At 42.4% G+C, this 12,283-nt stretch carries 14 protein-coding genes; 7 read left to right on the plus strand and 7 right to left on the minus strand.

The window, feature by feature from the left end; translation table 11 throughout:
- Positions 1-15: 15 nt before the first annotated feature.
- Positions 16-1,752 carry a hypothetical protein gene (locus tag BT_RS22655; protein ID WP_011109286.1) on the minus strand — a complete coding sequence of 579 codons (1,737 nt, stop codon included), beginning with the start codon at positions 1,750-1,752 and terminating at the stop codon, positions 16-18.
- Between the two features lie 95 nt (positions 1,753-1,847).
- Here BT_RS22655 and BT_RS22660 point away from each other — a divergent pair, with 95 nt between their 5' ends.
- A complete protein-coding gene (locus BT_RS22660) occupies positions 1,848-3,161 on the plus strand; it encodes a TIGR01777 family oxidoreductase (protein WP_011109287.1) in 1,314 nt (437 codons plus the stop codon).
- Between the two features lie 10 nt (positions 3,162-3,171).
- Positions 3,172-3,444, plus strand: a complete 273-nt coding sequence (locus BT_RS22665) for a GNAT family N-acetyltransferase (protein WP_008764645.1) — start codon at positions 3,172-3,174, stop codon at positions 3,442-3,444.
- 131 nt (positions 3,445-3,575) lie between these two features.
- Here BT_RS22665 and BT_RS22670 read toward each other — a convergent pair whose 3' ends face one another.
- The 3 genes from BT_RS22670 to BT_RS22680 all read right to left on the minus strand — a co-directional run bounded on the left by BT_RS22670 (position 3,576) and on the right by BT_RS22680 (position 5,054).
- Entirely contained in the window at positions 3,576-3,845 is a 270-nt protein-coding gene (locus BT_RS22670) for a zinc ribbon domain-containing protein (RefSeq protein WP_008760147.1), read from the minus strand.
- Between the two features lie 100 nt (positions 3,846-3,945).
- Positions 3,946-4,677 (minus strand): SDR family NAD(P)-dependent oxidoreductase, encoded by a 732-nt coding sequence (locus BT_RS22675; protein WP_011109289.1) that lies wholly within the window; start codon positions 4,675-4,677, stop codon positions 3,946-3,948.
- 71 nt (positions 4,678-4,748) lie between these two features.
- Positions 4,749-5,054 (minus strand): nitrous oxide-stimulated promoter family protein, encoded by a 306-nt coding sequence (locus BT_RS22680; protein ID WP_008760150.1) that lies wholly within the window; start codon positions 5,052-5,054, stop codon positions 4,749-4,751.
- Positions 5,055-5,139: 85 nt separating this feature from the next.
- Here BT_RS22680 and BT_RS22685 point away from each other — a divergent pair, with 85 nt between their 5' ends.
- Together BT_RS22685 and BT_RS22690 are read left to right on the plus strand one after the other, a co-directional pair.
- The gene (locus BT_RS22685) at positions 5,140-5,385 is read left to right on the plus strand and encodes a hypothetical protein (RefSeq protein ID WP_008760151.1); all 246 of its coding nucleotides are present in this window, start codon (positions 5,140-5,142) and stop codon (positions 5,383-5,385) included.
- A gap of 117 nt (positions 5,386-5,502) precedes the next feature.
- Positions 5,503-6,861: an MATE family efflux transporter gene (locus BT_RS22690; RefSeq protein ID WP_011109290.1), complete on the plus strand. Its 1,359-nt coding sequence runs from the start codon at positions 5,503-5,505 to the stop codon at positions 6,859-6,861.
- A 72-nt stretch (positions 6,862-6,933) separates the two neighbouring features.
- Here BT_RS22690 and BT_RS22695 read toward each other — a convergent pair whose 3' ends face one another.
- Positions 6,934-7,911 (minus strand): fimbrillin family protein, encoded by a 978-nt coding sequence (locus BT_RS22695; protein ID WP_008760153.1) that lies wholly within the window; start codon positions 7,909-7,911, stop codon positions 6,934-6,936.
- An 81-nt stretch (positions 7,912-7,992) separates the two neighbouring features.
- Positions 7,993-9,642, minus strand: a complete 1,650-nt coding sequence (locus BT_RS22700; RefSeq protein WP_011109291.1) for an RluA family pseudouridine synthase — start codon at positions 9,640-9,642, stop codon at positions 7,993-7,995.
- 100 nt (positions 9,643-9,742) lie between these two features.
- On the opposite strand from BT_RS22700, the gene BT_RS22705 reads away from it, so the two are divergent.
- The 3 genes from BT_RS22705 (at position 9,743) to BT_RS22715 (ending at position 11,734) form a co-directional block, all read left to right on the plus strand.
- A complete protein-coding gene (locus BT_RS22705; RefSeq protein ID WP_011109292.1) occupies positions 9,743-10,273 on the plus strand; it encodes an SGNH/GDSL hydrolase family protein in 531 nt (176 codons plus the stop codon).
- Between the two features lie 106 nt (positions 10,274-10,379).
- Complete coding sequence (locus tag BT_RS22710; RefSeq protein WP_004301986.1) at positions 10,380-10,844, plus strand: MaoC family dehydratase; 465 nt, start codon at positions 10,380-10,382, stop codon at positions 10,842-10,844.
- 215 nt (positions 10,845-11,059) lie between these two features.
- Positions 11,060-11,734, plus strand: coding sequence for a MarC family protein (locus BT_RS22715; protein ID WP_008764656.1), 675 nt, complete (start codon positions 11,060-11,062; stop codon positions 11,732-11,734).
- Here BT_RS22715 and BT_RS22720 read toward each other — a convergent pair.
- Positions 11,729-12,271 carry a hypothetical protein gene (locus BT_RS22720; protein ID WP_011109293.1) on the minus strand — a complete coding sequence of 181 codons (543 nt, stop codon included), beginning with the start codon at positions 12,269-12,271 and terminating at the stop codon, positions 11,729-11,731. The genes BT_RS22715 and BT_RS22720 overlap by 6 nt on opposite strands.
- Positions 12,272-12,283: the final 12 nt, after the last annotated feature.

Genomic DNA, 12,283 nt, shown 5'->3' on the forward strand with positions numbered 1-12,283 from the left:
AATGCTGGTCACACTTTACATTTCTTCGTCTTTCATTCTCTCTTTTATCCTTAATTTGCGTTGATTAATGGGGTGCGTATTGTTATAACCGAAACAAAGTGCAATAGTTAGAGGTTGCAATTTTGCTTCATTTAGGCAGAGATATAAAATATCTTCTTCAGTCAACTTGGGATACTTTTTTTGTAAGTATGATATATAATCGGCATAAATTTCGAAAATAATCTTTTGGAGTCTTTTTAGTTCTGCATTTGTTAATACCTTCATTGCTTTTTTGTCAGATACTTCTTGTTTCGAGAGGGCGATAATTCTCTTGTATATATCACTTTGGGTAAATAACCAATTTCTCAGTTCATGCTTTTCTTGTCTAAGTCTTTCTATTGTAGATTCTCTTTCCTGTATTTCATCTATCTTATTCGCTTGGTCTTGTTTCAGATTGCGCTGTTCTTCTTGCAGCAAACTGATTATTGATTGATTATCTTCAATAATAGTCTGCATTGAAGATAGTTTATATTGGGTTTGCTTTAAATTCTGTTGATATATAAGTTGTATTCTTTTTCTTTTGTTAATATGGTATTGATAGAATAATATAATAAGTAAGCAACAAAAAATGAAGAGTGCGATTATGAGTTGGAGTCGATGTTGCTCTTTTATTTGCTCTTCCCTAATATGGATTTTGATATTATATTTATTAATGAGTTGTTGTAGTTCGCTGTATTGTTCTGTACTATACATAGAATCTAAAATTTCTACATGTTCTTCTAAATAGGCAGATGCGGCTTTGTAGTTTCCTAGATCTTTTTCAATATCATACAAACTTAATAAAGCAGCGCCTCTGCCTGCTATATTTTTAGTATCTTCTAAGTTCTTATTGAGATAATAGATGGCAGAGTCTTTATTTTCTCCTCTTTCGTACAACAAGCTTCCAAGATGACCATAATAACTTCCTGGAATCTTTCCTTTTGGAAACCATTTAATGGCATTGCGTGCATGATACAATGCCGAATCAGGTTCTTCAAATTCATCGTAATTAATGCTTAGATTGAATTCGGATATGCCTATCATAGAAGAGTCACCTGAATCTAACGCATAATCAAGTGCTTTACGTTGGATTATTATTGCCGAATCTTTTTGGTCTTGTGTGCAATAATATAAACTAAAACTGTTTAGTGCTACGGATTTATCTTTATCTGTGATGCAACATTTGTATAATTCCCGATATGCTTTAAACGCCTCGTCATAGTAATTAACGTCGAAATAAAGATTTCCTAACGAACTGAGCGTATGCCGTTTGATCTCTATTTCTTTCGGATAGTCTTTCAATATAGTCAGCGCTTCTTGCAAATGGGCAATAGCCTCCTTTGTACTATTTATTTCTATTTCCAATCGTCCTTTGTAAAGTAAAGCTACAGCTCGCTCTTTCTCGTCGCTATCGTAATAATTCAAAGCTAGGTTCAGTAATGAATCATAGGGTAGCAGTGATTTTTCACATTTATCTGTTGCCCGCGCTAAAAGTAGAGTATAGCGGGCGGATTCTTTGTGAGAAAGCTCTTGTAATGCAGGCAATGTTTGAAGTAATTGCAATGCGCTGTCGGGGTGTTCTTCTAATAGTGATTCAGCTTGTAAAAATGATGTTTCGGTCCGTTCTCTTGAAGAGCAGGCACAGAACAAAAATGTCCCTAGAAATAGAATAGAGCATATTTTGACCACAAGTTTTGTCTTTTTATTTGTTTGCATGTGGCACAAAGATAACATTTATTTATTAGAATGATTTTATTCTATATAAATAAAAGAACTTTTTCTGCTTTTAATACGTTTCTCTAGTATAGTTAAAAAAACGAAGAATCAAGATGAATATAGCAATGACCGGAGCCACCGGATATATAGGCAAACATCTTTCTAACTATCTGACCGAAAAGGGTGGACACCGGATCATTCCTTTGGGAAGAGCGATGTTTCGGGAAGGTATGTCCGGACTTTTGGTTCAGACGCTGACGCATTGTGATGTCATTATAAATTTGGCAGGCGCTCCCATCAATCAGCGCTGGACGCCGGAACATAAACAAGAGCTTTTCAATAGCCGGATAACGGTAACACACCGCATAATCCGTGCCTTGAATGCAGTCAAAACCAAACCGAAACTAATGATTTCGGCCTCTGCCGTAGGGTATTACCCCTCTTTGGTGGAATCGGACGAGTATACACAGACTCGTGGCGATGGTTTCCTGTCCGATCTTTGTTATGCGTGGGAGAAGGAAGCGAAACGTTGTCCGCAACCGACCAGGCTTGTCATTACCCGTTTCGGTGTCGTGCTTTCTCCCGATGGGGGAGCGATGCAACAGATGCTCCGCCCGCTGCGCGCAACAAAGGTTGCCGCCGTTATAGGACCGGGTACGCAACCTTTTCCGTGGATAGATATTCGTGACCTTTGTTGCGCCATGGCCTTCTTTATTGAAAATGAAGAGTTGAGAGGTGTTTTCAATCTGGTTGCTCCGCAAGCAGTTTCACAGTCCACGTTTACACGTGCGATGGGAAAGGCGTATCATGCGTGGACAACTTTGATTGTTCCGCAAGCGGTCTTTCGTTTGTTCTACGGTGAAGCCGCCTCTTTTCTGACAGCCGGACAGAGAGTGCGTCCTACACGCTTGCTGGAAGCCGGATTCCATTTTTCCGTTCCTACCATAGAGAAGTTGTTTGAGGGGACGGATCACAGTACGGTAGATCGGCTTGATCTGAAGCGCTATATGGGGCTTTGGTACGAGATTGCCCGGTATGACCATCGTTTCGAACGTGGGCTTATGGAAGTGACCGCTACTTATACCCTCCGTCCCGATGGAACAATTCGCGTTGAGAATCGGGGATATAAACGTAACTCACCTTACGATATTTGTAGAACAGCCACCGGACACGCCAAGATTCCCGACCCTGCACAGCCCGGTAAACTGAAAGTCTCTTTTTTCTTGAATTTCTATTCCGATTATTATGTGATGGAATTGGACCAGGAGAATTACAATTATGCTCTTATTGGCAGCAGCACCGATAAATATCTCTGGATATTGAGCCGGACGCCCCAACTGCCGGAGGATATAAAAAAGAAATTAGTAACTGCCGCCGAACGTCGTGGCTATGATACGAATCGGCTACAATGGATTGAACAACTTTAAAATAAACATTATGGATTACAAAATTACTCATCAGCCCGAACAGAAACTGTTCAAGACGGAAGTCGACGGTCGCACCGCTTTTGTAGAATATCGCCTGTTAGGTGATTATCTCGATATTATTCACACCATTGTCCCCAAACCTATAGAAGGACGGGGGATTGCTGCTGCACTGGTGAAAGCTGCTTATGACTTTGCACTCGCCAACGGAATGAAGCCGAAAGCTACCTGCTCTTATGCTGTGAGATGGCTTGAACGTCATCCGGAAATGAATGCGGATAGTTGAATAAATAGGGGCTGACCTAAAAGTACGAAAAGTCATTTTCTCTTTGTTGCAATGGATATTTGGACACTGTCCATATTTTTGTGACAAAGATACGTTTGGAAGAAGAACTTTCGGGTCAGTCCCTTTTTAGCTTATTGTTTCCATCTCTTTAGTTGAGGGAAGAACTCTTTCATCGTTGCCCGCGCCTCTTCTATAGTGTACTTTACTTCCGAATCCTTATTAAACTCCTCAAGGTAGTTCAGGTTGAGTTCAATCATTTCATCCATTGTGCATTCTTTGGTGAAATGCCCGTCTGCATAGCAATACTGGCAATACTCTTCATTCTTGCTGCCGTCTGCTTCTGTTCCGAATGTCGTTTCATCGATCGGCATAGCACAACACTGACAAATTTTCTGTTCCATCTTTTATTGATTTTAAGTGAGTAAAAGTATGATAAATAATTCTCTTTTATCTGCTTACAAATATAGTTACTTTCAATAAGTACTCAGTTATCCGATCTTGCTATTTTGTTTTCACCGGCAAACGTTTCCATATCCATCGGGGAATCATTCGCCAGAAGAATACGAGAATACGATAACGTCCGTCGATGATAGCTACCCGCTGTTTCCGATGAAGTGCACGTACAATGTCGCGGCCTACCTGGTCGGTTTTCATCAGCATAGGATAATGCTTTCCGTCATTCAGCAAGTCGGTGGCTACAAATCCCGGACGAATATCGGTAAAGTGAATGTCTAACTTTTGCAGATGGGAGAGTTGTTCAAGCGCATCGATGTATGTGTTCTGAAAGCGTTTCGTTGCAGAATAGGCAGGGGCAACTCCCAGACCTTTGGTTCCGGCAATCGAACTGATGACAGCCAGATGTCCGCCTCCATTGTTCCTGAAATAGGAAAAAGCGGTATCCACCATTCGTGTGAAACCTTCGACATTGGTACGTGCGGTATTCAGCTCGATTTCCATATTCAATTCCATATTTTGGAAACCGATGCCGGAACTGAGCAAAAATAAATCCATACCGCCTAGTTGATGGATAAGCGCATCCAGCTTTCCGGCACTGTATTCCTGAGTGACGTCCAGTGATTGAATTTTTATCTGTTCCGGTGCGATTTGCCGGAACTCTTCGAGAGCTGACTGGCGTCTTCCCGCTATGCCGATCTGCCATCCTTCGGACAGGAGGCGTTGGGCAACTTCCTTTCCGATACCGGAGGTGGCGCCTATGATAATGGCTCGTTTCATCTTTTTGGAACAAAGATAGTCAATTTTTTCATTACTCTTCTATTTAGAATTCATTAGGATAGCTTTATCGTTCAGGAGAATAAATGGCGTATCGCCTCTAAAGGGGCATAGAATAACATTCTGGGACCGGAGAACCGCATAACCTCTCGCATCCGTTTGCGCATGGCAGGCTTATAACAATGTACGGGACACTTCTTGCACGAGCTTTTTTTCTCTCCGAACGGACAATGGTCAAGACGGGCATGTGCGTAGCGGAGCAACTCTTCGCACTTCGGACAAAGGGTTGCATTCTTCTCTTTTTTCCGGCAATAGAGACGGATCATGATCTCTACTGTTCTCTTTTCCTGAGTGATACGCGGTTTTTTATCTGTTTCCATTTGTTTTCTTTTGGCTTTGGAGGCTGGCTTCACTTCGGCAAAGATAATAAACTGATCGCATATTCTGCAAAGAACTTCCACTGGAATGATTGCCGTTGCTGGAAACTATGCGTATCTTTGCGGCATGAGAAAGTTATTATGTCCGCAATGCAAGATTGCTGCCCTATATGTGGTGAATGACCGTAAAGAGCGTCTTTTGGTCTATGTACTCGAAAATGGAGAAGTTGTGCCTAAAGATCCGGCAGCTTCCACCGATGGATTTGATTTGACGGAAGTTTATTGTCTGGGTTGTTCCTGGCATGGTTCGCCGAAAAGACTGGTGAAGAGATAGACAGTTGCCGGCACTTTGTCTTTTTTTGATTTATGTCAATAAAAAGAGGGTGCGGGATTAGAATCTTTCAACCGGATTTTTCTGTATCTTTGCAGCCAATTTTTAGGACATAGACGTATGGCAACTTCTAAAGAGATGACGGCGGGGCCGGCATTACCTCTGATTTTTAATTTCACTCTGCCGCTTTTGTTCGGCAATCTGTTGCAGCAAACGTATTCGCTTGTTGATGCTGCAATTGTAGGAAAGTTTTTGGGTATTAATGCGTTAGCCTCTGTCGGGGCTAGTACATCCGTTGTGTTTCTTATTCTGGGTTTCTGCAACGGATGTTGTGGAGGATTCGGTATCCCCGTGGCACAGAAGTTTGGGGCGAGGGATTATAGTACGATGCGCAGTTACGTTTCCGTCAGTCTGCAACTTGCTGTTGTGATGTCTGTGGTCATAGCCATCTTTACCAGTATTTATTGTGCGGATATCCTGAAGATGATGCGTACACCGGAGAATATCTTTGAAGGAGCGTATGCTTATCTGCTTGTTACTTTCATCGGGATACCTTGTACTTTCTTTTATAATCTGTTGTCGAGCATTATCCGTGCTTTGGGAGATAGTAAGACACCTTTCTATTTCTTGGTACTGGCTACGGTGCTCAATATTATTCTCGATTTATTCTGTATTCTGGTACTGGGCTGGGGAGTGATGGGAGCTGCCATTGCTACTGTCTTTTCGCAGGGAGTTTCCGCTTTTCTTTGTTACGTTTATATGTATCGGAAGTTTGACATTCTGCGGGGCACGCCGAAAGAACGGAAGTATCAGTCGAAGCTGGCGAAGACGTTGCTTTCCATTGGCGTTCCTATGGGATTGCAGTTCTCCATTACGGCCATTGGCAGTATCATGCTTCAGAGTGCGAATAATGCGTTGGGTACGGCGTGTGTGGCAGCTTTTACTTCTGCGATGCGTATCAAAATGTTTTTCCTTTGTCCGTTGGAGAGTCTGGGTATGGCTATGGCTACCTTTAGCGGTCAGAATTACGGTGCCGGAAAGCCTGAACGTATTTGGTCGGGGATTAAAGCCAGCACGCTGATGATGGTTATCTATACAGCCGTCACTTTCTTGATTCTGATGCTGGGAGCCAAATCTTTTGCCTTGATTTTTGTTGATCCGTCGGAAATTGAGATCTTGGAGAAAACAGAACTTTTCCTGCATATATCAGTCTCTTTCTTCCCGATGCTTGGGTTACTTTGTATCCTGCGTTATACCATTCAGGGGGTGGGATATACTAATCTCGCTATGTTTTCGGGAGTGTCGGAGATGATTGCACGTATTCTCGTCAGTATTTATGCCGTCCCGGCTTTCGGCTTTATCGCTGTTTGTTACGGTGATCCGATGGCATGGATAGCGGCTGATTTGTTTTTGATTCCTGCATTTATTTATGTTTATCGCAGGTTGAAACGTCAGGTGCTGACAAGTGTCGTTGCATAATTGAAGTGTGTGTCAAAAGTCAATATACCCGTAGGGGAGTTTAGTTACTTTTGACACACACTTTATCATATTTTAGTCTTGTATCGGATACAGCGGGTTACCGCTTTCATCTACATCCGTCCAGTCTTTTACGCTCACGTTACCGAATGATACGGAGTTTTCGTTGATTACTGCACGGAAAAGATATGAATTTCCGGCAGCCAGAATATTGTCTGGCGGGGTAATGGTCGTATTGTAAGTACGTGAGAAACTTTCTCCGTTGACCATCAATTCCATCGTTAAAGCCATCGGGTCGGAACTTTTCAGCGGAAGCATGATATATTGAACCGTGAAATCATTGATTCCCATGTCGGCAGGCTTATCGTAACTGACTTCTGAAGAAATGATCCCTGTTGACAGATCCATGAAAGCTCCCGGTTTCGTGGGAGTAATAGTGGCGGAGAGTACTTTGTTGAGTGTAATATTCTCACCTCCCGTTATGGTTATCACGACCTGAGTGGCTACGTGCTGGTAAGTGATGGGAATGTTGACTTGTGAACTGGTCACATCCTGATGCAGGGCATGCCACCACAGATAATCCACCCCATTGGATAATGCTTCGGACTTGCCGTTGGTAAAGGTAGGAGCGGGGTTGCTGGAATTACAGGAAACCGCATAAAAACTATAGATATCATTACTGAGATACATTTTATAACTTTGTATTCCCGTCAAAACTCCGGGAGAAGAAGTGATATAGTTGCCTTCACCGACAGGCTCTCCCTCTATCGTATTGGTGGTATTGGAAGGGTAGGCACATAACCAGCTCTGCAATCCTTTTCCCATCGGAGACATGGCACGCGTTATATTTCTTCCTTCTACGGAAGCACTGAAAGTAATGAGTGCATCTTTTTTGTCAGGATTGTCATTGTTTCCCTCTTCTCCGCCACTATTTTCTTCTCCGTTCGGATAGGCAACATCCATATAAATGTTGTTTTTGGAGCAGGCTCCTAACAGCAGCACCGCCAGTGCGGATACTGCCAGATACTTTGTAATTCGAAACTTAAAATTCATAGTCAGGTTCTTTTTGAAAGTTAGTAATTACCCCTATATACATTTCAAAAAGAATTTAGTTCATATCGGAAGAAACTATTTTTAGAACTCCGCTTCCTTCTGTATGCAGATGATATCGCCGTAAACGGGATGGCGGAACTCAATATATTCAGCATGGAGATAGAGCCTGTCCGCCTTTTTTCCATAGAGTTCATCGCCCAGAATGGGGTAGTTTAATCCTTGATGATGGGCGGCATGTACCCGTAGTTGGTGGGTACGCCCTGTCAATGGATAAAAAGCGATGCGTATGTACTTATCGGAATAGTTCAGAATCCGGTATTCGGTAACTGCCGGTTTGCCGTATTCTTCACTGACCATTTGCCGGGGGCGGTCGAGCGGATTGAGGCAAAGAGGAAGATTGATGGTTCCTGTTTCTTCGAGTTGCTGGTTCAATCCATTTCTATCCAGCAAGGCTACATAACGCTTCTTAATACTGCGACTGATGAACTGTTCCTGCAAGTGTTGATGAACTTCCTTAGTTTTGGCGACAAGTAACAACCCCGAAGTAGCCATATCCAGCCGGTGTACAATCATGGGACCGGTAGCTTCCGGATATTTAGCTTTTACACGATGGTAAACGGAATCCGTCTCCTCTTCTTTTCCGGGGACAGACAACATACCGGATGGCTTATTGACTACCACCAGCCATTCGTCCTCAAAAACGATTTCTAATTCTTCCTTCCTGTGTGCTTGGGGCGAAAGTGGATTCCCGTCTACTTCCAGTCCTTGCAGCATGTGTTGCAGAATCGGTTCGCATTTTCCTTTACACGAAGGGTAATAATAACCGTGATGCCGTACCTCTGTTTTCGGAGAGTTTCCCCACCAGAACTCGGCCATAGCCAATGGCTTCAGTTGGTGAAGGTAGGCATATTGCAGCAATTTGGGCAAGGCACATTCGCCTGCTCCGGCAGGGGGGATTTTGTGTACGGTTTGTTCAAAGATAGTACATAAGTCTTTTATTTCTCCTTTCGCATTCAGCATACGGAACTGTTCGAATAACTTTTGCTGTAAGGCTGCCGAACGTTGCTTTCGTTCGTTTTTTAGTTTTTCTATTTCCGTCTCAAAGGTGATAACCTCTTCTTCCAGCGTTTTGATTCGTTCTTTCCATCCCCGTTCCAATCGCTTGAATTCCGCTTTCTGATATTGGCTTTCACGAACAAGTGCGTCCTGTTCTTCTTTAGACAGGGCAGGGGATGACTTGCGGCGAAGTTCCCTTTCTTTCTTTGCTGTCTTTAGTTCCTCTTTGGCTTGAATAAGAGCCAGCCTTGTTTGTTCCGTTTCCCTGTCCAGTTTTTCTTTTAAGTGCAGATAATGAGGATTAACTTCCAATGCACTGATACGGACATTGATAGCTGAAATTTGTTCTTCTTCTATTTTAAAGAATCCCTGTGGTTGCAGCAAATCGTAAACAGGTGGGACGAAATACGGATGCAGATTCTTTCCTGCCAGATTGCCGGAAAAAGCAGCAAGATAACCGATAGAGGAAGATCCTTCTTCCTGGGTTTGTACGATCAGTACTCCGAACATTTTTCCGAGAGTCAGTTCCTCTAGCCACTCTTTCTTTGTCGAGATATAAGCTTTGACTTCTTCGGCCGCTAATACACATAGCGGATGAGGAGTATAGTTGAAAGGGTATGTAAACCTTTCCGGTAGTGCAATATGGGAAACCGGTTGGTCGAAAAAATGTATCATTGATTCTTATCTGAATATCGTTATTGATTGCAAAAGTAAGGCAAATCCGCGAATTTTATTCTATATTTGTTTTGTAGTTGGAATAAAATAGAGGAATAAAATGGAAGACAAACCAAAATTCGCTTTTGTAGGTAACAGCCACATGGCATTCTGGGCACTGAATGTATATTTCCCTCAATGGGAATGTCTGAACTACGGTGCTCCCGGAGAAGGGCTGGCGTATGTCGAGTCATTTCATGAAGATACATCCGACTGCCAGGTAGTGATTCAGTTCGGGAGCAATGACATTTATCAGCTGAATGAAGAAAATACAGATGATTATGTAGAGCGGTATGTGAAAGCTGTTCTTGCGGTTCCAAAGGTTAAAACTTATCTCTTTTGTATTTTTCCCCGTAATGACTACGATGATTATAGTACGGCTGTGAACAAGTTCATCCGTATGCTGAATGAGAAGATAGTTGCAAAACTGACAGGGACAGGTATCATTTATCTGGATGTTTTTGATCAATTACTGAAGAACGGCAGATTAAATCCGGAGCTGACTATTGACGATCTGCATTTGAATGGAAAAGGGTATCGGATATTAAGTACGGCGCTGAAGCAGGCATTCAACGGACAGGAGCATCTATGAAATTTTATGTTAACGCTTTTGTCATGTAAATAGGTGGCATATCATTTATTTTTCCTATTTTTGCCCCATTAATCAATATGTATAACCCCCATAAAACGATGAGACGATGGAAAAAGTTATTATCAACTCGTACGAAGAATTTGAAAAGCTGGTAGGGCAACAAATAGGTGTTTCCGATTATGTGGAACTCTCTCAGGAACGTATCAACCTTTTTGCAGACGCAACACTGGATCATCAGTGGATTCATGTAGACACAGAACGTGCAAAAGTAGACAGTCCGTATCACAGTACGATTGCTCACGGTTATCTGACGCTTTCCATGCTTCCTTACCTGTGGAATCAGATTATTCAGGTGAACAATCTAAAAATGATGATCAACTACGGGATGGATAAGATGAAATTCGGTCAGGCCGTTTTGTCCGGACAAAGTGTGCGTCTGGTGACTACTCTGCACTCACTGACCAATCTGCGTGGTGTGGCAAAAGCCGAAATCAAATTTGCAATTGAGATTAAGGATCAGCCGAAGAAAGCCCTTGAAGGGATTGCTGTGTTCCTGTACTATTTTAATTGAGTAACGACGAAAAGATAAGATAAGGCTGTTTCCTGCAAAGGAAGCGGCCTTTTGTTTTATTTATTGGATGCAAAATATGTAAATACACGGAAATCGGTTAAAATATCAAAATAATAAGAGGTTTGTCCTCATTGTGGCATCCATAAGCGCCGCTGAGTGTTTTACATATTATAGATGTATTCAAATAATCATGAAGCAATTAAAAATTGAGCGTTATGTCTTTAAGTAGTCTTTTAATCATATTTTCATCTTCTTTTATGGCGCTGTTTCCGGTGATCAATCCTTTAGGAAACGGTTTTGTCGTCAATGGATTTTTTGCAGACCTCGATCCTTCACAACGAAAAACTGCTATTCAGAAACTAACCATTAACTTTATAATGATCGGTGTAGGCACTTTGCTGATAGGTCATTTATTCTTATTGATTTTCGGTCTGGCGATTCCCGTGATTCAACTGGGTGGTGGAATACTCATTTGTAAGACGGCGATAGAATTGCTGGGTGATTCCAATTCTTCCGATAAAGAAGGGACCAGCCAGAATGTGGACAGCTTCAAGTGGAAGAGTATCGAACAGAAGATATTTTATCCTATCACGTTTCCTATCAGTATCGGTCCGGGCAGTATATCCGTGATCTTTACTTTGATGGCATCTGCCAGTGTGAAAGGTAAACTGTTGCATACCGGAATCAATTATCTGGTCATTGCGCTGGTTATTATTTGTATGGCTGGGATACTCTATGTGTTTCTTTCACAGGGACAGAGGATCATTCAGAAACTGGGACCTGTAGGAAATCAGATCATTAATAAACTCGTTGCCTTTTTTACCTTTTGCATCGGTATACAGATTTCCGTCACAGGTATTTCCCAGATATTCCATCTGAATATATTATGAGTTCGGATGTTCTTTCTTTTTCTTTGCTTTGATAGCTTTCAATGTGTTTTTTCTTACTGAACGTATGGCAGGAACCAACAATTCCGGTTCCATTATCTCCAGCATAGTGCGCAATTCTTGCTGTAGTTCGGGGATGGAGCAGGTCAGTTGATAGGCAAGTTTGATGCAAAGAGACTGCACTCCTGCCGGTTCTTGTCTTGATACCATCCGTTCCATACAGAAATCCAGTAAGTCCACTCGTGGAGGGTCAGCTAGCTGTTGTTGGCATAGCAGGTTCAGCAACATCCTTCGTTTTCCCGAATGCGGGCAGGTAAGTGCCGCGTCTATCAGTTCGTCTTGTTTCAGAGTCAGCCACTCTACCTCAGGTTTTGAGAAGTGGGTACAGACCCACAATGCCTGATAAGAGACGATGTCATCCTCATCAAAGATCAGCCGGTAAATTTCCTCTCTGAGCCGTTCGTCTTCTTTTATATAATGAAGCAGTTCCCGTATATTTTCTATATGGAAGCGAGTGGCCAGTTGTGTGCGTAAGTCCATTTCTATTTTGGG

The organism is Bacteroides thetaiotaomicron VPI-5482, assembly GCF_000011065.1.
Classification (GTDB): domain Bacteria; phylum Bacteroidota; class Bacteroidia; order Bacteroidales; family Bacteroidaceae; genus Bacteroides; species Bacteroides thetaiotaomicron.